A 26038-nucleotide genomic window follows, 5' to 3' on the forward strand; every position below is an offset into this window, starting at 1 on the left:
AAAAATCAGGAACTAACATTCAATGGATTTGAATAAAATTGTGTTCTAACGCGGCAGCTTGTGATTTCACTCTGTCGCGTTTTCTTTTGTTCCCCGTCACCACCACCTCTCTCTGTGCCATACTGAACGCATCGTTTTCACTGCCGTAGATCACTTTGCATGTCTGAATGCCAGCACGTTATTACTGAACTCAAAAAACAACTGAAACTCCATGGCATCCAATATCAGGATATCGCGTACGCTCTGAATCTGAGCGAAGGCTCGGTAAAACGCCTGCTCGCCGAGGGCAGCCACATCAGTTTGGAACGGCTGGCAACCATCTGTCAGTTGATGGGCATGGAACTCACCGAGCTGTTTCGTCTGGTTGCCGATAAGCAAACGTTGTTGAGCGCCCTCACTTTTGAACAGGAAAAGCAGCTGGTCAGCGACAAAGCGCTGCTGCTGGTCGCCGTATGCGTGGTCAATGGATACCGGTTCGACGACATGTTGCAGCAATACCAGTTTTCAGAGCCGCAACTGATTCAGAAACTGGCACTGCTTGATCGACTCAAAATCATCGATTTACTACCGGGTAATCGCATTAAGCTGCGCATTTCGCCCACGTTTGCCTGGATTGCCGGCGGGCCGATTCAACGCTTCTTTCAGCAACAGGTACAGGAAGCGTTTTTTCGCAGCTACTTCTCCGGCAACGATGAAAAACTGGTGATGGCGACCGGGCTAATGTCACTGCCAAGTAACCAGAAACTTCAGCAACGCATTCAGAAACTGGTGAATGAGTTCTACGCCACCTGCCACGATGACCAACCGCTGGCGTTTGAAGACCGCCACGGTACGTCGATGATTGTTGCCATTCGCCGCTGGACCTTTCCGCTGTTTTCCGAGTTTGAATCCACCACCAAGTAATCTTTTACGCCCCTTTGAGTTACCTAATGTGCGACCTGACACATCGCGCTTAGTGCATTTTGTGGGTTGCTGCATGCTGTCGGCCTCAGGAGCGTGGTTGGACCACGTAATGCAAAGGAGGCGACTATGCGAGCCACAAAACCAATTTCCACTCTGTTGTCGATGCTGTTTCTGGCGCTGCTGACTCTGCTGTTCAGCACCACCAGTTTCGCCAGCGGACTACTCAAACCGATCAACAGTCAGGATCAGGATCTGAAAATCCTGACGCACCATGTCAACGTCGTGATTGAAGACAGTTACGCCACCACTCAAATCGAACAGGAGTTTTTTAACCCCAACGATCATCAGCTTGAAGCGCTGTATACTTTTCCGGTGCCGCGTCACGCCGTGGTCGGTGAATTTATCTACTGGATTGATGGCAAACCGGTCATTGCCGAATCGGTGGCCAAAGAAAAAGCGCGCGCCATTTACGAGGATCAAAAATCTCAAGGGCGCAGCACCGCGCTGACGGAAAAAGACGAGTATCGTCATTTCGAAATGCGCGTGTTTCCTGTCCTGCCGCAACAAAGTGTGAAAATTCGACTGGTTTACTTACAGGATGCTCTGCTTGACCACGGCGTCGGTCGCTACGTCTATCCGATGGAAGAGGGTGGCGTCGATGAGCAAGCGCAGTCTTTCTGGCAGCGCAACGATGTGGTTGAGCAGGCTTTCTCTTTCAATCTGGATCTCAAATCGTCCTATCCGGTTGACCGCGTTCGCCTGCCCGCGCATCCACAAGCCACGCTGACTCAGCGGGATACATCGCAATGGCAGGCATCACTGACATCGCAGACAACACAACTGGTCTCTGGCGACGAATCCAATGGCAGTACGACCGCTGTTACCACTGGCTTTAAACTCAATCAGGACGTAGTGTTCTGCTGGCGTCTTCAGGATGGTTTACCCGGCCGAGTCGACATGGTGAGCTATCGCGATCCGACTCGCAGTGAGCGTGGGACCTTTAAACTAACGTTTACCCCCGGCGATGATTTGGCGGCCGTCACACAGGGACGCGATTGGGTCTTCGTGCTGGACAAATCAGGATCGATGCGCGGCAAGTTCGCCACGCTGGTTGAAGGAGTGCGCATGGGGCTGAACAAACTGCCCGCCAGTGACCGCTTTCGTATTGTGCTGTTTAACAGCAATGCGTATGAGCTGACCAACGGCTATCTCAGTGCCTCACCAGACAATATTCAACGTGTGATGGATCAACTGGCCAACATTCAACCCGATCAAGGTACCAATCTCTATGAGGGTCTGGACACTGGCCTGCGCCAGCTCGATAGAGACCGCGCCACCGGGTTGGTGCTGGTCACCGACGGCGTGGCAAACGTAGGGTTGACGGCGAAAAAAGAGTTTCTTGATCTGATTCGCCGCTTCGATGTGCGTCTCTACACCTTTATTCTCGGCAACAGCGCCAACCTGCCGCTGCTTGAACCGATGACTCAGGTCTCAGGCGGATTTTCTGCAGCAGTTTCCAACGCAGACGATCTGATGGGACACCTGATGAACATCGGCAGCAAACTTACCCACCAGGCGTATCGTGACATTGAACTCGATATCGATGGCGTCAAGGTGGCCGACCTGACGCCGCAACAGTTCATCAGCCTGTATCGCGGCGAACAATTGGCGGTGTTTGGCCACTATTTCCAACCCGGTGAAGCCAAAGTTACGCTGAAGATAAAAGTTGACGGTGAAACGCGCCGCTATCACACCACCGTTACGCTGCCAGCGCAGGCTGATAGGAATCCGGAACTGGAACGTCTGTGGGCCTTTTCCGCCATTCGTGATCTTGAAAACCAGATGGATTATCTGGAAAGCAAAGATGCCGACAGCGAACAGGCGATTGAGTCACTGGCGTTGGAATACGGCTTGCTGACCGATTACACCTCGCTGATTGTGACCGAAGAGGGTGTGCTGGAAGGCATGGGGTTCAGCCGCAACAATCAGCAACGGGTCGAACGCGAACAACAAGCGCGTGAACAGCGCCAGCAGCAAATCGCGCTGCGCCCAACCCGCGTCGACAACAGCCAGCCGATGTTCAATAGTCCATCACCAAGTCACAGTCGCGGCAGTGGTGGCGGTAGCCTCAACTTGTGGCTGGTTAGCCTGCTGCTCGGTTGCGCGGTTTGGCGACACCGTTCACGCCGTTCCTAAATAGAAACCAGATGGCTCGCAATGAGCCATCTTTGCAATTTGGCCACAGATGAGTAGATTAGCAGTTAGAGCACTCACTCCAATCGTTCAGGAGTTCCATGAAAATTATCATCCTCCACGGTCTGTATATGCACGGTTTTGTAATGCAGCCACTGGGGCAACGTTTGAGCAAACTGGGCTACGATACCGAAGTACTGAGCTACAACACCGTGGCGATCAAAGACGAAAAGGTGTTTCGTACCATTGACGAAGCGTTGGCTGCAGACCAGCCGAATGTGTTGGTCGGCCACAGCCTCGGCGGTTTAATGATCAAACACTATCTGGCATCACGCCACCCGAGTGCAGCGCAAATCTCCCATGTTGTGACCATCGGCTCACCGCTCAAAGGCGCGTCGATCGTGGGAAAAATTCAGCAAATGGGTTTCGGCGCACTACTGGGGAATTCCACCCAATTCGGTCTGGAAACTCATGAGGACGAATGGCAGTTTGACCAGAAACTGGGCAGCATTGCCGGCACCGTTGCCTTTGGCATGCGCCGGGTATTAATGGGCAACCAGCTGATGTCGGATGGCACAGTGACGGTCGATGAAACCAAAATCGCCGGCATGACGGATCATCTGGAAACGCGCACCACGCACACCAGCATGATTTATAGCACTTATGTTGCCCGCCAAATTGACCATTTCATTCGCCATGATCAGTTCGAACATCAGGCCACCTGAGCCCAAAACGAAAAAGCCCGAGTAAGCGCGCATGGAAACAGGGAACGCTTACTCGGGAACCAGGTGAATAAGTGGATAAAAGTCGGGAATTAGACGCTAAAAGCACCGATATACTGTTTTAAATGTTCAGTTTGTGTTTGTAGCGCATGATAAGTCTGCGTGGTGTCGCTCGCTGTGGATTCAATCTCCTGCGACGAATCGGCAATGGCATCAATGCTGTCGCGAACATGGCTCGACAACTCTTGCTGAGACTGTGCTAATGCGGCAATCCGGCTGTCCATTTCTGCAATGGCTTCTGACGCATGCACAATGTGGTGATACGCCTCGCCCGCCTCTTCGACCTGCTGCAGATTCTCGCCAATTTGAGACTGGCATTGCGCCATCATCCCTTGGGCACTGGACGCCTGTGTTTGCAGGTTGTTGATGATGCCACCAATTTCATCAATGCTGCTTTGGGTTTGCTGCGCCAACTCTCGGACCTGATCCGCCACCACCGCAAAACCGCGCCCTGCCTCTCCAGCGCGTGCTGCCTCAATCGCGGCATTGAGCGCCAGCAGGTTGGTCTGTTTGGTGATGTTGCTGATGACATCCGAAATCAAGCCGATGTCGGCGCTGCGCTGATACAGCGCATCGATGACCTGCCCGGTATCGCCAATCAGTTGCGACATAGTCTGAGTGCGCGCAATCGAACTGACGATGCTCTGCTCGCCAATTTGCGCTTGTTGTTTGGCCTGTGCGCTTTTCTGCGACGCTTGTTCGGTCACCGCATCGATGTGCTGGGTGTTATCCACCAGCTCACGGGAGGCCCTCACAATCTGACCGATTTCCAGCTTCTGCGCGTCGACACTTTGCTGTGTGTGCGCCACTTTGGCGGCCAGTTCTTCAGAGGCAAGATCCAAGGAGTGCACACTCTCTTTCACCGTCAGGATCAACTGGGTCAGATTGTTCTGCATCTGCATAAAGGCTTGTGCCGCCTGACCAAACTCATCTTGCTTAAACTCTTTGACGGCCAGTGGCGTCTGCAGATTCCCCTGCCCCACAACCGACATATGTGCTTTGAGACGATTGAGTGGCAGCAGTACACGGCGAGCCGTAAGATAACCACTCGCGAGCAGCAGCAATACCACCACCACGGCGGATGCGACCGTCCACTGAATGGCACGTTCGATCTCCGCCTGCTTGTCATCTTTCAGACGAATCGCTTCCTGCTGTAAGTTATGCTGAAACTCGGTCAGACGCTCAACAATGGTGTTGAACGGCGCGAGCATCGGTCCGAGCATCTCGCGACGCGCCGCATCAATCTGCCCGGCATCAATCAGGGTCAGATAATGGCGCTGCATCGCGCGATATTCTTCAATGCGGTGCTCAAAATCAAATACCGCAGACTGAATCTCAGCGCTATCTGCCAGCGATTTCATGCGCTGCAACGTGTTGGCAACCGCCTCATCGTTGAATTCGATTGTACGTTGAATCGCCTGATGCTCCTGACTGTCGGTGGTGAGGCCGTAATCCAAGGCAAAACGTCGGTAAGTCACCGTGTAATAACGCATATCGGAAATGGTGGTCAGCAGTTGAACATTACGATCGACCACCATCCCGAATTGCTGTTGCACACGGGTTAAGGTAACAATCAGATAAAAGCTCAGTGCAATAATCGCGGCCACAGCCAGTATGGCATTGGCGCGCACGAGGCGAGTGATAGAAAGTGAACGCATGAAAAGATAGCCCGTCCGGTTGGTGAGTCCATGCGCCACTTTACCCAACGCAAGGTAGCAAGGCAGGCTGCTTTTCCCTATTTGATTAATAGATAAAAACAATAACGCCCGCGATTTTAAGTCGCGGGCGTTATAAACAATGGCCTAATTACGCAGCGGCCATACCAAAACCGTAGGCATCCAAGGCGAGGATTTCCAGGTCGATGGCCCGGTGCAGCACTTGCCCAATTTCGTCCTCATAGCTGGTACCCAGCACACTTGGCAGTGGCAGATAATGATCCGGCGTCGGGTGATTGAAACGAGCGTACGGCCCTTGATCGAGATAATCCAGCAAAGCATCGACATTACCCCGCGCCAGTTGCTCGCTGACCCAGTTGGTGAACTGGTTCACCTTGCTGACGCGATTGGGATCCGGCATCGGCGAGAAGATCTCCCGCAGGTTATGGCTGATGCCACCCGAACCGACAAACAACACGCCTTCTTCACGCAAAGGACGTAACCAGCGGCCAATTTCAAAGTGCGCTACCGCGTCCATCGCGCTGTTGATCGACACCTGAATGATCGGCACATCAATATTCGGATACAGATACAGCATCGGGATCCAAGCGCCGTGATCCAGTCCTTGATCTTTATCTAACTTAACCGGAATACCCGCATCTTTGAGCATTTTTTCCGCTTTTAACGCCAATTCTGGAGCACCTTGGGCCGGGTATTCGATGTCGTATAACGGTTGCGGAAAGCCGTAAAAGTCGTGAATCGTGCCCAACGTATGCCCACTGGTGATCACCACCGGACCGCGGCGGTCAAAGTGCGCGGAAAAGATCACGATCGCTTTCGGTTTCGGCAATTTCGCCCCCAGTTGTTGAAAGAACTCGGTCGTTTCTGAATGTTCTATCGCCATCATCGGCGAACCGTGGGATAAGAACAGGGCAGGCATGCGTTGTGTTTGGTTCATCATGGCAATATCTCCAGAAAGCTGTTTCAATCGCCAGTGTCGTCACTGGCTTATCGCTATGTAGACAATATACCTATCCACTAAACTATGATAAAACCCGTTATCATTGCGTCATTATCAACGGAGCGTTGCTAATATGGATAAGATCAGCGCCATGCGTGCCTTTACGACAGTGGTGAGCGAAGGCAACTTTGTCAAAGCCGCCGAACGGCTGGATTTGTCGCCGCAACTGGTGAGCAAATACGTCGCGCAGCTTGAAGAAACACTGAAAGTACGGTTGCTCAATCGTACCACGCGTCGGGTCAACCTCACCGAGGCGGGTCAGGCCTATTTCGAGCGCTGCCAGCAGGTGTTGCAAGATATCGACGACATGGAAAATGCGCTGTCGAACTTGCAGAGTCAGGTGTCGGGTACGCTGCGCGTCAGCGCACCGATGTCGTTTGGTGTGCACCATTTATCCAAACCTGTTGCCCTGTTTCAGGACCGCTATCCCGACGTAAAGGTTGAATTGCTGCTCACGGACCGGAAAGTGGATTTGCTCGATGAAGGGGTCGACATTGCGCTGCGCATCGGTCACCTGAAAGATTCGGCACTGGTCGCCAAAAAAATTACCCCGATTCATTTGTCGATCTGCGCCGCACCACACTACTGGCAGCGGCATGGCAAACCAACCCAGTTTGAAGCGCTGAGCAAACTCAACTATTTGCGTTTTACCTATTCCGATCCGCGCGCTTGGTTTCGCGACTGGCCCAAACACGTCTCCATTCATGACTTTGCCAGTGATTTTTCCAGCAACAACGGCGATGTGATCGTCAATGCTGCCATTCTGGGTCGCGGCTACGCCATTCAGCCCACGTTCCTTACTGGCGCAGCTATCAAACGCGGGGAGCTAGAGGTGTTGTCATCATTTTCATTGGAGCCGCTGGGACTGTATGCGCTGTACAGCCATCGTGAATTTCTCGCCTCTAAAGTGCGCCACTTTATCGATTTTCTCTCCAGCTACTTTGGTGATGTCCCTTACTGGGACCGCTAGTTGTGTCACGGACAGCAGAGTTACTTCGCTCCAACCGTTGCAGTGCAATTGATTGGAATTATTTGAAATCAGCGAGTTCAGGGATTATAACTGGACAACACTTCTAGCAATGAACGCCTCTTATGAGAAAGTCTGACATCGTAAAATTCGCCGCTGGCACCGCTCTGATCCTGCCCAATATCGCCCTGGCTTACGGTATGGCGCCAATGGGTTCGCCGAATATGATGTATGGGCATCCCTATGTCGGCATGAGCTTTAACTTCGCCAATATCGATGCCACGGTTGAAAACAGTAGCGGCAGCCGCCTTTCCTTTAATGTCGATAACAACAGTCTGGCGGGCGTAATGTTAGGTCTGCGTGTCACGCCCAACGTGGCTTTTGAGCTGCGTGGTTATGGCAATGCGTCTGAAGGCGATTATCAGGGGCAACGTGTATCGGTTGATTATTACTACGGCGCATTTACCAAGTTTATTCTGCCGCTGATGCCGTTCTTCGAAACATACGCTCTGATGGGGTTTGGCAACCAAAAGGTAACGGTGCTGGATTACAGTGCGAGCAGCACTGATATGGCGTATGGTTTGGGCGCGTCGTTTATGTTGGTTCCGCAGGCAGAAATTCAGCTGGAATGGCTGAAGACCTATAACGACAAGTTTGAGGATAGTGGCTACAAGGTGGATGTGGATGAGTCCAACATCAACCTCAATATGGTGTTCAACTTTTAGCGCCGACAAACAACCTCTTCTCAGTCATGCCGAGCATTGCAAACTCGGCATGACTATTCAGCGTCACTCTCCGCACGACTGTCCGCCATCACCAACGCTTTACCGTGCAACAAACAATCGGACACTTTGCGCCGCGCGGCCTTGACTAAATTCGCCAGCGTCTGACGGGACACGCCCATTTCCACCGCGGCAACCTGCTGCTGCATGCCTTGATAGTCCACCAGACGCAACGCCTCAAATTCATCAGCCTGCAACGTGATTTTGTCCAGTTGCGACATCGGAATACCATTGGGTTTAAAGCAGCTTTGCGCCGGTGTACCGCAAATTTGTCGAGGGATTTTAGGCCGGGCCATGAAGGTTCCTTGCATGCCGTTGAGGTAAAGTTGCCTTATTGTGGCGAAATCTGCCGGAAACGCAACGGCGGCGCAGGTGTACGCCGCCGCTGGCACTATTCGTGATTCATAAAACCCTGTTGATGCAGATAGTTCAGTACGGTTTGCGAAAACTCTAAATGGGACTCACGGGTGTATTTCAGTTGAGTGTAAATCTGGGCCAGATTGTTCACATCCGACTGCTCAATCATGGCGCGCAGTTCAGGATAGGACATATAGCGCGCCCACCCGGCCTGCTCGCGTTCGCGGTAGATGGCTTCAATCTCTTCGTCACTGTGATCGTGATACACCTCATGATGCACCAAACCACTGAGCGGCAAGCGATCACGCACGTCCGGTTGCTCTGCCGGATAACCCAGTGAGTAACCGACCACAGGTACCACACCTTGCGGCAATTTGAGAATTTCGCCAATTTTATCGCAATTGGCCAGCGTCGAACCCATATAACATAGCCCCAACCCTTTCGCTTCTGCGGCCAGTGCGACGTTTTGCGACACCAGCGTCGCATCAATCGCTCCAATAATAAAACTCATGAAGTTGTCGAAATTCAGCGGCGCATCACTCAGTTCGAGCCATTTGCGCATGCGGCGAAAGTCCGCGCAGAAGGTCAGCAATACTGGCGCGTCCACCACCATGTTCTGTTCCATGTGCGGAATATACAAGGCGTCGCGCAGCGCTTTATCCTGAGTGACGATGATGGAATAAGACTGCATGTTGCCAGAAGAAGACGCGCGAATACCGGCTTGAAGAATCTCCTCCAGCAGCTCTGGAGCGATGGCATCCGGGTGATAACGGCGAATAGAACGGTGGGCATGCAGAGCCTGTAAAACATCCATGTGTAGTACCTTGATAATACAAACAATAAGCGGCCAGTATCCACCCCGGTTCGCACTGGCACAAGCTGCGTGCTCACAGTTCCATGAATTACAGGTTGGTTTGCGCTTTATAGCCGGAGACCAGCCAGTTCTGCAATCTGTCCAGCATCGGGTTATCGCTCTGTTTCGGGAACAGGAAATAGTAGCTGTGGCCGGAGAGCACCGTGTCGTCAAACGGCATCATCAGCCGCTTCATCGCCAAGTCCTGCTCCGCCAGTGTGACGTCGCCGACAGCAATGCCAAAACCTTGCTGCGCCGCATTCATCGCCTGATCCAGGGTAGAAAAATGCTGATTGAGTTTGCTGGCCAGCCCGCGTTCACCGTGATGGGTCAGCCACAGCTTCCAGTCACTCTGCTCGGTATTGGCATGCAGCCAGGTAAATTGAGTGAGCTGTTTCACCGAAAGTTCCCCGCCATAAGTCTGCAGCAGCTCAGGTCGGCAAATTGGCGTCAGGCGCTCTTCAAACAACAGATGGCTCATCACCGATGGCAGCTTAGGCGTTTTGCCATAGCTGATCACCGCATCGAACAGGTCAAAGTTAGGGTCAGGATGGTGTTTGATGGTTGAGGTCAGTTCGACGTCGATATCTGGATGCGCATCCTGAAACGCCATCAGCCGCGGCAGCAACCAAGAGGTCACACAGCTCGGTGCGTTGAGTTTAATGGTCGACGGCGTGCTGGAAACATCATCGATGGCCATGCGCAAACGGCGCAGCACATCTTCGGCATGCGGCACAAACTTCACCCCTTGTTGAGTCAGCGACAATCCGCGCGCATGACGGAAAAACAACTTAACACCCAACAGATCTTCTAACGCCAGAATCTGGCGGCTGATCGCCCCCTGCGTCAGGTTCAGCGCGTCAGCAGCGCGGGTAAAATTGAGATGTTCTGCGGTGGCAAGAAACGCCTGCAGTGTTTTGGTCGATGGAAGATGCATAGTGGCCCACAAGCTATGATTTTTTATCATGGCTAGTATGTGTTTATTTCGATTCTTTTTACAAACTCTTTTTGTTTGAATAAATCCACTGCTGATGAAATTGAAAATAAACGCACACCAAGTGCAATTATCAGCATAAAAAATCATTTACTGCGACTAAATAACAGCAGGACGAGGTCACACATGTCTTCCATTGCATCGACACTGGCACCAGAGGCCATAAAAAAATTAATACCTTATCAATCTGCACGCCGTATCGGTGGTTCCGGTCGCGTGTGGCTTAACGCCAACGAACTCGAAAGCGCGATTCACTACGGAGCTCACGAGCAGAGTTACAACCGCTATCCGGATTTTCTGCCCCACGACGTCGCCAGTGCTTACCAACGTTATTGCCAGGTCGACACGCCCGTTATGGCCGTGCGCGGCGCGGATGAAGCGATTGATCTGCTGATCCGCACCTTCTGTCAGCCAGGCAAAGACAAAATCGTCGTCTGCTCACCAACCTATGCAATGTACGAATTCTGTGCAGACGCTCTCGCCATTGATACTTTGCATGTGCCGCTGCTGGGTGATGATTTTGCGCTCGATACTCAAGGGGTGATTGCCGCCGCCAAAGATGCCAATCTGGTCTTCCTCTGTTCACCGAACAACCCGACCGGTAACCCGCTGGCCAGCGAGGCGATCATCGAAGTGCTTGAAGGCACCCGCCATGACGCTTTAGTGGTGGTCGACGAAGCCTACATTGAATTTGAACTCAATCAGAGCGTGGCTTCACTGATTGCCACTTACCCGAATCTGGTTGTGATTCGTACCCTGTCCAAAGCCTTTGGTCTGGCGGCGGTGCGCTGCGGTTTTATCATCGCCGATGCCAGCGTGATGGAGTACGTCGCCAAACTGATCCCGCCTTATCCGATGCCGGATTCCAGCGCGACCATCGTGCTGCAAGCTTTGTCTGAACAAGGGTTGGAGAAGGTTCACCGGGTGACTCAACAACTGATTGATACCCGCGAATGGTTTATCGGTGAACTTCACACTCTGGACTTCATCGCCAAGATTTACCCTTCCTCCACCAATTTCGTGTTACTGCGCGCGCGCACAGGTAAAGATCTGTTTGCGTATCTGCTTAAGCACGGTATTGTGACTCGTAATCAAAGTCATGATCCTGCGCTGAGAGACTGCGTGCGTATCACTATCGGTAGCCTAACGAGCATGCAAGAAGTGGTAGAAGTGCTCCGTCGTTACCCGTCGCAATCATAGATGTACAGAAAAGGAATTTGACCATGAAAAAATTTGCTGTTGGTATGGCGTGTGTCGCCACTCTGTTCTGCGCTGCGGTTTCTGCTAAAGAAGTCCGTCTGGCGTCCGACTTTACCTATCCACCGTTCAACTACAAAAACAGCGCTGGTGAACCGGTTGGCTTTGATATCGAAATCGCCGATGCGTTGTGTAAAGAAGCCAAACTCGATTGTACCTGGGTCGCTCAGAGCTGGGATGCACTGATCCCTAGCCTGTTGGCCCGTAAATCTGACGTGATCATGGCTTCAATGCGCATTACTGACGATCGTAAAAAGAAAGTGCTTTTCACCAACAAATACTACCAAACGCCAGCGCGTTTCGTGACCCGCAAGGACGGGACCTTCACGCTGGATAAAGCAGGCCTGACCGGCAAAGTGATTGGCGTGCAGCAAGGCACCATTCACGATCGCTACGTGACCGACAAATTTGGTTCAGTGGCTGAGATCAAACGCTATACCGGTCAGGATGAAGTGTACATCGACATGCAAAACGGTCGTCTGGACGCCACGTTTGGTAACGCGGATCAGCTCTCACTCGCTTTCCTGGATAAAACCGATGGCCAAGATTTCGAATTCAAGGGTGAAGCGGTGACCGATAAAGCCTACATTGGTGAAGGCACCGCACTGGCACTGCGTAAACAGGATCAGGAACTGGCCGCCAAATTCAATCAGGCGATTGAAACCATTCGAGCCAATGGTACTTACGACAAAATCGCAGCGAAATATTTCAGTTTTGATATCTACGGTGAAAACCTGTAAGTCCGCATCCAGGGTGAGGGTCAGTTGAACCTTCATCCGAGCCGCATTGAGCTTAACTCCAAGTCTTAGCCACGCCATGCCGCGTGGCTTTTTTTATTTTATGCACCAGATCACAGCAGACTGCCCCAAGTCGAAGCATCTGAAAGATAGAAAAATAATTGTGCGGAAACGGAGAGTCGATATAACTCATTGATTTTATTGAATTGAAAAAGTTGGCACGCTGCCTGCATTATATAAATTACAAATGCAGGCAGCGTTTGTGCTTCTTTTCAGTGATATGGCAGAAATCACTGGTCACTTCATGTTCTTTGACCTCCCTCTGGGAGGTCTTTTTTTTTTGCGCCGTTGCAACAGCGTCTGGGCAAAGATACTAGTCGCTTTCTATTGCGCATGATTTGAGCATCGTCAATTTTTTCGAATTATCTCAACAAAGATGAGTCATTGGTTTCATAACCATTCGCGCGTATGATGCCGTCACTCTTTTCCCACATTTTGATAACTTTATGTCGAACCGTCATTCTCCTGCAAAGGGCGCATTCTGGATGCTGACCGCTGGTCTTGCGTTTGCTCTGGTCAACAGCGTGACACAAATTGCCAGTATTCATTTTGGCCTGGCCTCCACCACAGTCGCGTTTATTCAGTACGCGGTCGCTATCGTTGTGATTCTGCCTTATTTGCGCTCGCTCGGTATTCGCCGTTCACTGCGCACCGCCCATTTTAAATGGCACGTCCTGCGTGTCCTGCTGGCCGTGATTGGGATTCAGTTGTGGCTTTGGGCTCTCGCGTATCCTGTACCTATCTGGCAAGGTATCGCATTGCTGATGACATCTCCGCTGTTTGCGACACTCGGTTCCGGTCTGATTCTCAAAGAGCGGGTCGGAACGGCTCGCTGGTGTGCCACGCTGGCCGGATTCATCGGTGCGATGATCATTCTTGAACCGTGGGCTGACGATTTCAGTTGGGCGGCGCTATTACCCGTTGGAGCTGCGTTGTTCTGGGCCAGCTACTCGTTGATGGTCAAACACCTTTCGGCACAAGATTCACCGTCCACCATGGTGGTTTACCTGCTGCTACTGATCACGCCATTCAACCTGCTACTCGCCATTCCGGAATGGCGGACACCGCAAGGCACACAAATTTGGCTGCTACTGCTCGCTGCAGGTGTGATGACAGCGCTGGCGCAATGGGCCATTGTTAAAGCCTATTCACTGGCTGACGCTTCTTTTGTTCAGCCGTTCGACCACGCCAAACTGCCCTTGAACGTCTTGGCAGGTTGGATGGTGTTTGGCTGGGTTCCACCGGGGCGTTTGTGGCTGGGCGCAGCGATCATCATCGCATCGGTCGCGTTTATTACCCATTGGGAAACAAAAAAGACGGCGCGTGAAATAAAAGCGGCGTAAAACCTTTCCTATGCTGTAAGAAAGTGATTCCGAGGAACAATGATGGCAACGCCGATTAAAGTCACCCTATACCGCTGGGCTGGGCAGTTTGGACCGTTTAAGGTCAACATTCCCTGTGGCGAATGTACGCTCACCAAAGACATACTCAATGATACCTTCAGCAACGAACTGGCGGGTATTCCGATTGAGCTGGAAGTCAAAGATTGGCTGAGCCATTGGTGGGAGCCTTTGCGTTACGGAGCTTGGCACGCACCGATTGTTATCGTAGAGGGCAAAGTGGTCAGTCAGGGTGAAGCACTTAACCGTGGCATGCTTGTGCAGTCCGTGATTCAGGCATGGACACCCAGAGACACGCTCACCGGCAATATTGTCTTTGGCAAAGCGAGTTGCCCCTACTGCACCAAAGCGAAAAACTTACTGCAGTCGGCGGGTATCGATTACGACTACCGGGATGTCATCAAAGACAGCGCAGCCCTGTATCGCATGATCCCAGAAGTGAAAGCCATCATCGGCGAGAAAACACCAGTAACCGTGCCGCAGATATGGCTGGATGGCCAATACATCGGGGGATGTGATGCATTGGAGACCTGGTTGGCAGCCAACCCTCACAAGGCCAAGCAAGGCAATGTTGTCAAATTAACTGGCAAAGTTCTGTAATTTAGTTTCAGAAAAGCAAAAGGCCCCAAGAACATTCTTGAGGCCTTTTTTAATTCTTTGAGGCGAATTACTTCGTCATTTTCTTCCACATGGTTTTGATGAAAGATTTTTTCTTAGGCTGGGCCTTGCCATAAAACGCTTCATGCATCATCTGTTTCGCGATGATTTGACCGACGTACGCAGCACCTAAATCGTTACCCATGACTCTCTCCTACATTTGGTTGTTTTTTAACTACCTTTTGTAGTTAATATAGCACCAAAATCGGATATAACAAGACATGTGTCACATTTTTACGTAATTTATTTTCAGATTAGCTACGTTTTGGCTGTTTGTAAGTTTTGCCCGCAGCCTGATAGGTGTCTTTCACTTTCACGTCGAACATCATATCGAAGAACCACGCGACAAATTTCACCACATCGTCACCTTCGTTCATGATGTGCTCAACGTACTCTTGCTCAACACCCTGCTCGTCTTCTTGCACAGTGACATGATAAATACGCTGCTCCCCTTCCACATCGGCGAGAGCAAACTGTCCGGTCAGCGACTGAGCGGCTTCCGCGACATCAGCATCTTCACTGGCGCGCAGAATATCCAACGCTTGGGGTAGGCTCGCTTGCGCACACAGCTGTTTTACTAACGCTTCAAATTCGTTCTGTTGCATGATCATTCCTCTTAGTAGCAGCGGCGGATTATACCCACAACCTGCACCGACTGCACTAGCGTAACGTCATGATCATCAGTGCAGAAGGGATCAGGTAGACGGCTGAGTTGAGGTTTCTGGTTGGGAAACCGACAGCATCAGTACGAATAGCATGCTGGAGCTGGTTGCCAGATAGAACCAGCCGAGCGACGACTGCTGCGTCACGCAGTGTTCAACCAAAAAGCCACCCAGCAGCCCGGCAATCAACATCTGAATGGAACCCGACAGCGCCGACACCGACCCGGCCTGAGTCTTATGCGGTGCCAGTAACAGCGTGGTAGAGAGCGGGAAGGAAATGCCTTGCGCGACCGTTAACCAGGTAAACGCCCACACCAAATTGAACACATTAAACGGCGTAATAAGCAGCCAGACGCCCGCAAAAATCATGATGCCGATCGCCGTACCTAGCAACTGACGGCTGGAAAAACGGCGATGAAAAATATTCACCAGTACGCTTCCCACCAGCAAACCTGCTGACGGAATAATCATAATGCTGCCGTATTCTGCGGCCGTCATGCCCAGCTGCTTTTGCAGCAGAAATGGCAACACAGACAACGTAACCAGACTGGAGAGATAGCTGATCCAGTTATAGCTCGCACTGCTCAGCACCTGCCAGTTGCGCAGCAGCGCCCAGTAATTCATCGCCACTTTGGACGGTTCAAAGCGCTTTTTCGCATAGGGCAGGGTTTCCGGCAGAATAAAGTAACCCAGGGTAAAAATGGCACTGATGTACACCATGACAAAAATGAACACCGCCTGCCAGCTGAAATGATAGGTCATCCAGCCGCCCACAACCGGGGCAACGATCGGCATGATCGACGCGGTAATGGCGATGTAAGACATCGCTTTGGTCAGATGGTGGCCATCGTAACTGTCTCGCAACACACTGCGCCCCAACACGGACGCACTACCCGCCCCTAAGCCCTGAAGCAGGCGCCCCATTTCCAGCGAACTGAAGCTGTCGGAAAACGCAACGCATAATATGGTACCCAGCAGGTAAATGCCCTGACCCAGAATAAAAGTCGGACGTCTCCCTACCGCATCAGACAATGCGCCGTAAAAGAGTTGTGAACCGCCAAAACCCAGCAGGAATAAGGTGACCAGCATCTGGACACTGGCCTGATCAACCTGCAAATCCTGGCTGATCATGGGGAGCGACGGCAGATAAATGGCAACACCGACCTGGCCGGTGGCGATGATCATCATCGCTAACAGCATTGGCGTTTTTTTAAAGGAATCTTGTGCTTCTCTGTTCATACGCGCAGTGTATATTGGTAACCTACGCTTGATAATGTCGCTTTCAGGAAATGAATTAGTTCCAAAGTGGAACAAACAGGAGAAGGAATGGACTGGCTACAAAGTGCAAAAACATACATTCGAGTAGTCGAAGAAGGCAGCTTCAACGGCGCAGCACGAAAGCTCAATACCACGAGCTCGGCGGTCAGCAAGCGAATTCACTGGCTGGAAGAGCGCATCGGTGTTCAGTTATTGAAACGCACAACTCGCTCCGTCACCCAAACAGAAGCGGGCGTTCTGTTTTATGAAAGAGCCAAAGCACAACTGGAAAGCTGGCAGTCCGTGGTCGACGAGACACGTTCACTTAACCAGAATCCGGCCGGGCTGCTTAAGATCGGTGCGACCCTTGCGGTAGGTTCGAAATTCCTGATGCAGTATGTCGATGAGTTTCTCCAGCGTTATCCGGACATTCGAATTCAGCTCACCACCACCACACCAGGCCAGTTGCCTGAACTGCATCTCGACCTGTTCATCAGCCGTGAAATCGACCAGCTCAATTCACTCAGTTTCAAAGCCACTCCGCTGTTTGTGCACAAAGCTGGCTTCTATGCCTCGCCACAATACCTGCAGCGCCACGGCACGCCGACCAGTTTGCACGATCTGACTCGCCACAATGTGTTGTGTTGGGGTGAGCAAACCAGCCGCGAGGTCAAAACCAACAACAATAAGCGCCTGACGCTGTCAGGTAACTTCGCCACCACGAACCCGGAAGCGCTGTTCTACGCCGGAAAATGCGGCATGGGAATCGTGGTGTCTAACCATGTGATGTTGAAAGAAGATCTCAGACAAGGAACTCTGGTGCGAATTCTGCCGGACGTCACTATCGATCAAGCGACGGTGTTTGCCTACTACCCGAAACTCGATTACCAGCACACGCGCACGCATCTGTTCCTGAATTTCCTCAAAGAGAAACTGGCTCAATCGCAGGATGGAGAGATGTAACCACGCTCATTTCACATGAGAATGAACAAAAAAGTACCAATGTTAACCTGCAAGTTAACCTCTTGATCAACCTTATTTTTCTAGAATATACATCTAAAGTCGTACGCCATTCTGGTGGAAAAAAGTGTCAATCTCAACCATAGTGTCTAAGCGCATATCAAGAGATCAATAACTTAGTTCTCTACATTATTAAACAACGTGAGTACTGAATTATGACTACAACATCACTGGCTAGAGATGCAGTTAGTCTGGATACGATTTCTGAGCTGATACTGTTGGATGGTAAGGCTTTGTTAGACAGGGTAACGTATACCCTGCACACCCATTTGGGCTCATTTTGTACCTGTATCATCGAACTGGATAAGTCACACTACAAAGCTCACAGTATTTCGTACGCAGCTGAACAACAACTGGTTGACAATGTGTGCTATCAAATGAAGGGCACGCCTTGCGAGCAAGTGTCCAAATCAAAGCAGGAGTACTGCCTGTTTCCTTCCCAAGTTAGCAAAACGTTCCCCTACGATGACTTTCTGCATGATCATGGCATCGAAGCCTATCTCGGTATCCCTCTGCGCAGTAAAAGCGGTGAAGTGCTAGGAATATTGATCTCCACCTTCACCACTCCGGTGCGTGATGAAAGTGTGGTGGTGGAATATCACCGCATTCTGGCGCGGATCATTGTTCACAGCCTGAGAAACAAATGGCTCTCCGAACGTTCAGAAAGCCTGGTCAATCAGCTCAGCTACGAGGTTTCCCACGATAACCTCACCAATCTGATGAACCGCAACTATCTGTCCGACAAGTTGGAACGTCTGGTAGAAACCAGTAGTGAGCCGTTCACTCTGGCCTATCTCGACATCGATAACTTTAAATCAATCAATGACTTATATGGTCACTACATTGGCGACCAAATCATCAAGTTTGTTGCCAATGCTATTTTGCAATGTGTACGCGATGAGAATCTGACCTTTCGTATCGCAGGTGACGAGTTTGCTTTCATTACGTTTTCCAACGACCCACTCAGCATCTGTCGCAGCATTCTCGACAAACTGGATCAGGGCTACTTTGACCCGTCACACCGCATCAAGGTCAGCCTGAGTATCGGTATTGCCAAGAAATCACACGAACCCATTTCCGCGGATCAGTTGATCCTCAATGCCAGTCTGGCGCTCAAAGATTGTAAGCAGAGCAACAACAGTCACATTCGTTGCTACGATACCCACCTGAGCAGCCAGTATCATCGCCGCACTCAGGTCATCAACGCACTACGCAGCGAGCTGGATAAGCTCTCGGTGGCTGATTCTGAAATCTATGTTGTGGTGCAGCCTATCGTGCGCCGCTGCCAGAAAGAGTGGAATTACTTTGAAGTGCTCTCGCGCTGGAATAGTGCGACCTTAGGTTTTGTCTCGCCGATGGAGTTTATCGAAGCGGCGGAGCAATCCGGTTTGATCATTGAACTGGGTGAAAAGATTGTTGAGTTGGCCTGCCAGGCAAAAGCGGAACTTGAACGCCAGTTTGGCTACAAAGTGAAGCTCGGTCTCAACTGCTCGGCACATGAACTGGCGAACTCTACCCGTTACCTCAACCACTTGATGGCAACCATCACACGCTACCATTTTGAACCGCGTGAATTCACCATTGAGCTGACCGAAACTGTGTTGCTGTCGCAGACCAATGAAGTGAAATACATCCTCGATAAACTGCGCGAGCTGGGCTTTACGGTGGCGCTGGATGACTTCGGTACTGGCTATTCGAGTTTGAACTACATTCACAGCTACCCGATCGATTGCATCAAGATAGACGCAACATTCATTCGCAACATGCTGTGCAATGAAACGGCTGAGCGTGTAGTGTGGTTGATTGTGCAATTGGCGAAGCAGCTCAATGTCGACCTGATTGCAGAAGGGGTGGAAGATCAGGAGGCGCTCAACAAACTGTATGTGATGGGGTGCGATCAAATTCAGGGCTACTATTTTGCCAAACCGGAAGTCCCGACCAAAATTGTTCAGCAATGGCGTTCACTGCAGAGCCCCAAACAGGCATAAAAAAAGGCCCTGCTCAGCAGGGCCTTTTCGTTTAACTTTCCGGATTGTCAGGTGAGCTGTTTGACGCCAGCAAACTCTCCTGATGAGCCAGCATTTTATCCAGTTCGTTGCGGCGAGAGACAAAACTGGCCATCTCTTTCTTCGGCACCGAATTGGCCATCGGAATGTTGGCTTTCATCGCATCGACCGGACGACCGCGCACAATCAACTCATAGTGAATATGCGGCCCGGTCACGCGACCTGTTGCGCCGGACAAACCGATGCGCTGACCACGTGATACTTTCTGACCTTTACGCACCAGAATCTTGCTCAGGTGCAGATAGCGAGTCATGTAAGTACTGCCGTGCTGAATCACCACGTAATTCCCCGCATAAGGGTGGTTACGGGTCATCACAACCACACCATCACCCGTCGACACGACCGGAGTACCAATCGGCGCAGCAAAATCCGTCCCGTTGTGTGGCGCAATGCGTCCAGTCACAGGGTGATGACGGTTAGGGTCAAAGCCCGAAGACATACGCCACTTCTGCGTGGTTGGATAACGCTGGAAGGCACGTTGCAGGCTTTCACCATTTTTGTCGTAATACTGGCCATCTTTGTACAAGTAAGCCGTGACTTCATTGCTACGACTGAAAATCTTAATCGCCTGAATTTCGCTGTTGCCGGTCATCTTTTCACCGACGAACTGACGCGACAGCACCACTTCAAAACGATCGCCGGCACGAATATCGCGCACGAAATTAATTTTATCTTTCAGCAGCGAAACGATCTGATCGATATCTGAGCTTCCTAACCCGAGTTGGTTCGCAGACTGAGAGAAACTGCCCTGAATCTCACCAATCAGCGGATACTCTTTCCACTTACCCGGGATTTTTACATCCTTGAACTCAAAACTGCCATCGTCAGTTCGAGCATACACCGCGCGTTCTACCAGGCTGAATTCCAACTCCATTTTGGCCAGAGAGTGTCCATCCTGACCTCGCCAAAAACGAAGAATGTTACCCGGTTTTAGGGTATCTAACGCGAGATAGTTTAAATCGGTTTCCATTATCTTCATCAGCTCTTGGTAGCTAAAGCCCAACTGATTGAAGATTGTGCTCAGATTATCGCCAGATTTAATCTCATACTCATAATCCGGATACGAGCGTCGTGGTTCGGCCGTTTCCGACAGAATCGACTCCACGATTTGCGATTCAGGAATCGACAATTCGATTTTTCGTGGGTAAGACGGATTGCTGATTGAGGATGAGATAGCTGCCACTACCAGTAGGGATACACCTACAACTGAGACTTTCTTACGTTTTGAAAGCTCAGAAAATCGCAAATATAGAGACTTGGGTAGCACAATCTAACCTGTGGATAATGTTAAAAGAGCCCAAAGAGTAAGACTTTCTTACCAAATTGTCACCTGTGAAGTGTCAAAGAACCATTAAAAAAGGCACCAAAGTGCCTTTGTTTTTATCAGATTTGCTGCATAAGCAAGCACTTATATGGAGATTTAGTGCTTTTCCATGCTTACGCTCACTGATAGGTCTTAACCAGACAATTATCTTCACCAAACCCATTGGGAATGTACTGATCAGCGTGGGCATCATTGACCCATTGCTCAGCATCCAGCAAATAGCGGAACTGGAATTCACCATCTTTTGGCAGGCGGGTTTTGAATTTGAAGGTGCCGGATTTGGCGACTTTCGTCATGGCTTCCGGTTGCCAATCTAAAAAATCGGCGACAATTTCAACCTTGGATGCCTCTTGGGGCGCCTCCAGTTCAAATGTCACTTCTACTTCATCTTTAGTTTTAAAAAAAACGCTTATTAATCATGGTAAAACTCCGTTTTCGTATGAATCATTCAGCTCGGCAGATTATAGAAAACCTGGTGCACATGCTCAATAAAGAACCACATTCTGATTAACAGCGTGTCAATGACAAACAGCCATCCCGACGCGTCCAAGCCGCTCCAGCAAGTGCAAAATTATTGTCGAATTAACTGATATTTCTGCGATATCAAAAACATTATAGACACAAATTTTGTGGGTGGATTTGCAAACGCCTCATTCTCGCCGCGTGTGAGCAGAGAAACGTTAAGCTGAGCGTTGTTTTGCGTAACGGATTGTATCTCCACGCGATCTCCCAACCACTGGCTGTCGACCATCACCATACGCAAGCGCAGTTCATCATACTGGAACAGCGCCAGATAGTTCATGACACCGGAACCCTGATTCGATACGCGAATGATGCCAGCGTAGCCATAACGCTTCTCCTGCCCTTTCAGCGCCAACAAAGAGTGAGTGTCCAGCAGCACTTGTCCGCGCTCGCTGCCGGAATCGTAGTTCCCCATCACCCAGCGGTGTTGATCGTCCCAGCGGTCGATCAGCGCAAAACTGGCGGCTTCTGGCACCGGGATGGTCAGCGGAGTCGTCACTTTTAACCCAAACAGCTGCTCAACAATCGCATCGGCTTGCGCTGACTGAACCGGAAACTTCGCCAGGATCTCTTCATCTGACAGCGAGAAACGGTATACCCCGGCAGCAATCACCAGTACCAGCAACACGATCGGAGTGAGTAAAATCAGAGGAATGGGTAGCCAGCGTTTTTTCATGTTCTTTCCGTTACAACAACTCTAAATGGCCCGCACTATACCCGAATCCGAACCAGATGCAGCCTCAGGTTTGGCAGAATGTGTACCACCCCAGATTTTTCCGCACCAGATTCTGATAAACAAATCATAACAAGAGTAACGTATCGGTTATCGATTCGATGAAACCAGGTTAATCAACTGATATTTAAGATAATTACCCTTGATGAATTGCCATGTTTCAGTCACCAGATTAGTGATATGGCTCCCACTTTACAGGGACAAAAATGAGCGTAGAATCCACCACGTTTTCATTTCCCTATTTTTAATAAGGTGATCGTTTATGTTTGCCATCTATGAATCCTATAAGGCGGGCTTACTTAAGCCCAAACAGTGGGTCACAAACATCAGTGCAGGATTGATAGTTGGGGTGGTTGCGCTACCGCTGGCGATGGCATTTGCTATTGCATCGGGCGTTAAACCAGAGCAGGGAATCTACACTGCCATTATCGCCGGTATCATTGTGTCGCTGTTTGGCGGCTCACGCGTTCAGATTGCCGGCCCGACTGGCGCCTTCATTGTCATTCTGGCAGGTATCGTCGCGCAATATGGTGTCGCCGGGCTGCAAATCGCGACCATGATGGCCGGGGTAATTCTGCTGATCCTCGGTGTTGCCAAACTGGGCAGCATCATCCGCTACATTCCTGATCCGGTGATTGTCGGCTTTACCAGTGGTATCGGCGTGATCATTTGGGTAGGCCAGTGGCAGGAGTTTTTTGGTCTGCCGGCCATTCACGGTGAACATTTTCACCAGAAGCTTATCGCCATTTTCCATGCTTTTCCGCAGTTTGATCTCACCACCACTCTGCTGGCGCTGTTTTCACTGGCCTTAGTGATTGGCGGGCCGAAAATTCCCAAACTGAATAAAATTCCCGGGCCGCTGCTCGCGCTGGTCGTCGTGACTTCGCTGCAATTTATTATTGGTTTTGACGGTGTTCGCACCATCGGTTCTGCCTTTGGCGGGATTCCACAGGGTTTACCAGAGCTGTCGATTCCTGAGGTGACTTTCTCACAGATGATTCAGTTGATTGGCCCTGCCTTCGCGATTGCCATGTTGGGCGCGATTGAATCCCTGCTGTCTGCCGTCGTCGCCGATGGTATGGCGGGCACTAAGCACAATTCCAATCAAGAGCTGGTTGGTCAGGGCCTGGCCAACATCGTTGCACCACTGTTTGGTGGCATCGCCGCCACGGGCGCCATTGCCCGCACCGCCACCAACATTCGTAACGGCGGTACCAGCCCGATTGCCGGTATCGTGCATGCGGCGACGCTCATCATCATTCTACTGGCATTAGCGCCACTGGCCGTCAACATTCCGCTAGCGACCCTGAGCGCTATCTTGTTCGTGGTGGCGTGGAACATGAGTGAAGCGCCCCACTTTATTAAGCTGGTAAAACGCGCACCAAAAGCTGACGTCGTGATCCTGCTGCTCACCTTTGGTTTGACCGTATTTGCTGACCTTGTGGTGGCGGTCAATATCGGGGTCATCATCGCCACGCTGCACTTTGTAAAACGCATGGCATCGAGCGTCGAAGTAAAAGCCAACACCTCACACGAGCTTGGTCGTGAGCTACAAAGCCACAATATTTCACAGTTACCCCGTGAAATTGCCGTTTATGCGCTGGAAGGCCCTTTCTTCTTTGCGGCCGCAGAAACCTTTGAACGCGTGATGAGCAGTATTCAGGAAACACCTGAAATCCTGATCATCCGTTTGAAATGGGTACCATTTATGGATATCACTGGCCTGCAAGCTCTGGAAGAGATCATCGAAAGCTTCCATAAGAAGAATGTTAAAGTGCTGATTTCCGGTGCAAATCCTCGTGTTACCCAGAAACTGCGCCGAGCAGGCATTGTGCAGCTGGTCGGTGAATACCATTTCTACGAAGAGTTTGATGCTGCATTAAGTGACAGCTTGGCCGAGGTAGAGAGTCGCCATGCGGCAACGCCCCAGACCTCATAACTTTTCACTAAATATCCATAGATAATCGCAGCCCTTAAGTTCACAACTTAAGGGCTTTTTTCTGTCCTTCTTGTCGATAAATCGACCTCTCCTGTCCCCTTGCTTCATAAAACCCTTTAAGTCTGTGCCCAGGATCACACAAAATACACAAAGCGTTTTAAACAAATAATTAACCAGTGTAACAATGGCAAAACAAATCACTATGATTTGCACATCTCGCAGTGCAATGGAATGAATATTTAGCCCTTTTTAATGAATAGTATTGCAGACGCATTAAAAAATGGATATTCTTGCACGTATGAGTAAATACGGATGTTTAGTGAATTAATATGCCAGGGATTTGGATTTAATTGACTAGTGGTAACACGAGAGAAGTAATGCAAGATAACGCTCAAACCTTAGAATCACCGGTAGAGACCCGCTCTTCCGGCAACCTTTGGATGTTCCTGATCCCTTCACTGATCGGGGTATTCCTGTTTATGGCACCGATCAGTTACGACGGTTCGCTGACTATTCCAGTCGCCATTCTGGCTAAATCCATTCAGGCTCTGTTTGGTGACAGTCTGGTTGCTATCGTTACAACCATCATCGCTTTTATGTCGGTTGCCTCCGTTTTGACTAAAGTTTTCAAACCGGCATTCATTACCCAAAGCGCGTTCCTCAATGGTCTATTCAACCCAAGCTGGGTTTGGCTGTGTGTACGTGTGATCGGTGGTGCAGCAGTGATCATGACTTTCTTCCAAATCGGCCCTAAAGCGATTTGGGAAGAAAACACGGGTGGTCTGGTCCTGGAAGGCCTGCTACCAACCCTGTTCTCTGTTTTCATTTTTGCTGGCCTGCTGCTGCCACTGCTGCTGAACTTCGGTCTACTGGAGCTGATGGGCGCGCTGCTGAGCAAAGTAATGCGTCCGCTGTTTAACCTGCCAGGCCGCAGCGCAATCGACTGTGTGGCATCATGGCTGGGTGATGGCAGCGTGGGAATCCTGCTGACCAGTAAACAGTACGAAGAAAAATTTTACACGCAACGTGAAGCGGCTGTCGTGGGAACCACATTCTCTGCAGTATCTATCACGTTCAGCTTGGTTGTTATTGCTCAGGTTGAGCTGGAACACCTGTTCCTGCCGTTCTACGCAGCCATCTGTCTGGCAGGCTTTGTTGCAGCGATCATCATTCCTCGCCTGCCACCACTGAGCCTGAAAAAAGACACCTACATCGACGGTAGCAAACCAAACCCGGATCAAGATGCGGTACCAGAAGGTCACACCTCATTCTCTTGGGGTATGGAACTGGCGCTAAACAAGGCGAGCAAAGTAAACTGCCTGAAAGCGGTATTCGGTGAAGGCGTACGTAATGCGGTAGACATGGTGTTCGGCGTGCTGCCTGTGGTTATGGGCCTGGGTACCATGGCGCTGGTTATCGCGGAATACACACCTGTATTCTCTGTGTTGGGTCAGCCGTTCGTTCCTTACCTGGAACTGTTGGGCGTACCAGAAGCAGTGCAAGCGTCACAAACTATGGTTGTCGGCTTTGCGGATATGTTTATTCCAGCCATTCTGGCAGCATCTATCGACAACGAAATGACACGCTTTGTTATCGCTGCGATGTCTGTTACTCAGCTGATTTACATGTCTGAAGTGGGTGCACTGATGCTGGGTAGCCGTATTCCGGTTAACATTCTGGAACTGTTCATCATTTTCATTCTGCGTACTCTGATCACACTGCCTGTGATTGTAGGTGTTGCGCACCTGATTTTCTAAATCAGTTATTACCGCTATCAATGAAAGGCTCCTGACTGGGAGCCTTTTTTATATCTAAGTCATCCTAACCAGCCACTTAAACTAATCATTTAATCAATAATTCGTTTCATTGCTCAAACTCTCGCCTTATACTGCACAAA

At 50.6% G+C, this 26038-nt stretch carries 23 protein-coding genes and 1 pseudogene; 13 read left to right on the forward strand and 11 right to left on the reverse strand.

Features of this window, described 5'->3' with window-relative positions; all coding sequences use genetic code 11:
- The first annotated feature begins 159 nt into the window (after nt 1-159).
- From DYA43_RS17090 to DYA43_RS17100, 3 genes are all read left to right on the forward strand, one after another.
- Complete coding sequence (locus tag DYA43_RS17090; RefSeq protein ID WP_020329676.1) at nt 160-903, forward strand: helix-turn-helix domain-containing protein; 744 nt, start codon at nt 160-162, stop codon at nt 901-903.
- A gap of 126 nt (nt 904-1029) precedes the next feature.
- The gene (locus tag DYA43_RS17095; RefSeq protein ID WP_061055995.1) at nt 1030-3099 is read left to right on the forward strand and encodes a VIT and vWA domain-containing protein; all 2070 of its coding nucleotides are present in this window, start codon (nt 1030-1032) and stop codon (nt 3097-3099) included.
- A 98-nt stretch (nt 3100-3197) separates the two neighbouring features.
- Complete coding sequence (locus DYA43_RS17100) at nt 3198-3821, forward strand: esterase/lipase family protein (RefSeq protein ID WP_061055996.1); 624 nt, start codon at nt 3198-3200, stop codon at nt 3819-3821.
- A gap of 89 nt (nt 3822-3910) precedes the next feature.
- On the opposite strand, the gene DYA43_RS17105 is transcribed toward DYA43_RS17100, so the two are convergent.
- Both DYA43_RS17105 and DYA43_RS17110 read right to left on the reverse strand, forming a co-directional pair.
- Entirely contained in the window at nt 3911-5536 is a 1626-nt protein-coding gene (locus tag DYA43_RS17105; protein WP_061055997.1) for a methyl-accepting chemotaxis protein, read from the reverse strand.
- A 148-nt stretch (nt 5537-5684) separates the two neighbouring features.
- Nucleotides 5685-6494, reverse strand: a complete 810-nt coding sequence (locus DYA43_RS17110) for a DODA-type extradiol aromatic ring-opening family dioxygenase (RefSeq protein ID WP_061055998.1) — start codon at nt 6492-6494, stop codon at nt 5685-5687.
- Nucleotides 6495-6627: 133 nt separating this feature from the next.
- Here DYA43_RS17110 and DYA43_RS17115 point away from each other — a divergent pair, with 133 nt between their 5' ends.
- Both DYA43_RS17115 and DYA43_RS17120 read left to right on the forward strand, forming a co-directional pair.
- On the forward strand, nt 6628-7524 hold the full coding sequence (locus tag DYA43_RS17115; RefSeq protein ID WP_020329671.1) for a LysR family transcriptional regulator: 897 nt from the start codon (nt 6628-6630) through the stop codon (nt 7522-7524).
- A gap of 122 nt (nt 7525-7646) precedes the next feature.
- Nucleotides 7647-8246 carry an outer membrane beta-barrel protein gene (locus tag DYA43_RS17120; protein ID WP_061055999.1) on the forward strand — a complete coding sequence of 200 codons (600 nt, stop codon included), beginning with the start codon at nt 7647-7649 and terminating at the stop codon, nt 8244-8246.
- A gap of 53 nt (nt 8247-8299) precedes the next feature.
- Here the strand turns inward: DYA43_RS17120 and DYA43_RS17125 are convergent, their stop codons facing one another.
- The 3 genes from DYA43_RS17125 to DYA43_RS17135 form a co-directional block, all read right to left on the reverse strand.
- Nucleotides 8300-8599 carry a DUF134 domain-containing protein gene (locus DYA43_RS17125; RefSeq protein ID WP_047461499.1) on the reverse strand — a complete coding sequence of 100 codons (300 nt, stop codon included), beginning with the start codon at nt 8597-8599 and terminating at the stop codon, nt 8300-8302.
- 95 nt (nt 8600-8694) lie between these two features.
- A complete protein-coding gene (locus DYA43_RS17130; protein ID WP_061056000.1) occupies nt 8695-9474 on the reverse strand; it encodes a nitroreductase family protein in 780 nt (259 codons plus the stop codon).
- An 88-nt stretch (nt 9475-9562) separates the two neighbouring features.
- Nucleotides 9563-10450, reverse strand: a complete 888-nt coding sequence (locus DYA43_RS17135; RefSeq protein WP_024375024.1) for a LysR substrate-binding domain-containing protein — start codon at nt 10448-10450, stop codon at nt 9563-9565.
- A 183-nt stretch (nt 10451-10633) separates the two neighbouring features.
- On the opposite strand from DYA43_RS17135, the gene hisC reads away from it, so the two are divergent.
- The 4 genes from hisC (at nt 10634) to DYA43_RS17155 (ending at nt 14561) form a co-directional block, all read left to right on the forward strand.
- Complete coding sequence (gene hisC / locus DYA43_RS17140; RefSeq protein ID WP_081094728.1) at nt 10634-11707, forward strand: histidinol-phosphate transaminase; 1074 nt, start codon at nt 10634-10636, stop codon at nt 11705-11707.
- 23 nt (nt 11708-11730) lie between these two features.
- A complete protein-coding gene (locus tag DYA43_RS17145) occupies nt 11731-12504 on the forward strand; it encodes an ABC transporter substrate-binding protein (protein ID WP_061056001.1) in 774 nt (257 codons plus the stop codon).
- A gap of 503 nt (nt 12505-13007) precedes the next feature.
- Nucleotides 13008-13904 (forward strand): DMT family transporter, encoded by an 897-nt coding sequence (locus DYA43_RS17150; RefSeq protein WP_061056002.1) that lies wholly within the window; start codon nt 13008-13010, stop codon nt 13902-13904.
- A gap of 42 nt (nt 13905-13946) precedes the next feature.
- Complete coding sequence (locus DYA43_RS17155) at nt 13947-14561, forward strand: glutaredoxin (protein ID WP_061056003.1); 615 nt, start codon at nt 13947-13949, stop codon at nt 14559-14561.
- 67 nt (nt 14562-14628) lie between these two features.
- On the opposite strand, the gene DYA43_RS23150 is transcribed toward DYA43_RS17155, so the two are convergent.
- The 3 genes from DYA43_RS23150 to DYA43_RS17165 all read right to left on the reverse strand — a co-directional run bounded on the left by DYA43_RS23150 (nt 14629) and on the right by DYA43_RS17165 (nt 16519).
- Nucleotides 14629-14763: a hypothetical protein gene (locus tag DYA43_RS23150; RefSeq protein ID WP_020329661.1), complete on the reverse strand. Its 135-nt coding sequence runs from the start codon at nt 14761-14763 to the stop codon at nt 14629-14631.
- A gap of 109 nt (nt 14764-14872) precedes the next feature.
- Nucleotides 14873-15223 carry a hypothetical protein gene (locus DYA43_RS17160; protein ID WP_020329660.1) on the reverse strand — a complete coding sequence of 117 codons (351 nt, stop codon included), beginning with the start codon at nt 15221-15223 and terminating at the stop codon, nt 14873-14875.
- 90 nt (nt 15224-15313) lie between these two features.
- A complete protein-coding gene (locus DYA43_RS17165) occupies nt 15314-16519 on the reverse strand; it encodes a multidrug effflux MFS transporter (protein WP_061056004.1) in 1206 nt (401 codons plus the stop codon).
- 87 nt (nt 16520-16606) lie between these two features.
- Between DYA43_RS17165 and DYA43_RS17170 the strand changes: the two genes are divergently transcribed.
- Nucleotides 16607-17500, forward strand: coding sequence for a LysR family transcriptional regulator (locus tag DYA43_RS17170; protein WP_020329658.1), 894 nt, complete (start codon nt 16607-16609; stop codon nt 17498-17500).
- 212 nt (nt 17501-17712) lie between these two features.
- A complete protein-coding gene (locus DYA43_RS17175; protein ID WP_055452279.1) occupies nt 17713-19545 on the forward strand; it encodes a putative bifunctional diguanylate cyclase/phosphodiesterase in 1833 nt (610 codons plus the stop codon).
- Nucleotides 19546-19576: 31 nt separating this feature from the next.
- On the opposite strand, the gene shyA is transcribed toward DYA43_RS17175, so the two are convergent.
- From shyA to DYA43_RS17190, 3 genes and pseudogenes are all read right to left on the reverse strand, one after another.
- Entirely contained in the window at nt 19577-20890 is a 1314-nt protein-coding gene (shyA, locus tag DYA43_RS17180; RefSeq protein WP_024375495.1) for a peptidoglycan DD-endopeptidase ShyA, read from the reverse strand.
- 176 nt (nt 20891-21066) lie between these two features.
- Nucleotides 21067-21367, reverse strand: a pseudogene (locus DYA43_RS17185) (isoamylase early set domain-containing protein).
- A 151-nt stretch (nt 21368-21518) separates the two neighbouring features.
- Nucleotides 21519-22145: a hypothetical protein gene (locus DYA43_RS17190; protein ID WP_024375493.1), complete on the reverse strand. Its 627-nt coding sequence runs from the start codon at nt 22143-22145 to the stop codon at nt 21519-21521.
- Nucleotides 22146-22464: 319 nt separating this feature from the next.
- Between DYA43_RS17190 and DYA43_RS17195 the strand changes: the two genes are divergently transcribed.
- Nucleotides 22465-24141 carry a SulP family inorganic anion transporter gene (locus DYA43_RS17195; protein WP_020329653.1) on the forward strand — a complete coding sequence of 559 codons (1677 nt, stop codon included), beginning with the start codon at nt 22465-22467 and terminating at the stop codon, nt 24139-24141.
- 377 nt (nt 24142-24518) lie between these two features.
- Nucleotides 24519-25898, forward strand: coding sequence for a YjiH family protein (locus tag DYA43_RS17200; RefSeq protein ID WP_020329652.1), 1380 nt, complete (start codon nt 24519-24521; stop codon nt 25896-25898).
- Nucleotides 25899-26038: the final 140 nt, after the last annotated feature.

This window comes from Vibrio fluvialis, assembly GCF_900460245.1.
Taxonomy (GTDB): Bacteria; Pseudomonadota; Gammaproteobacteria; order Enterobacterales; family Vibrionaceae; genus Vibrio; species Vibrio fluvialis.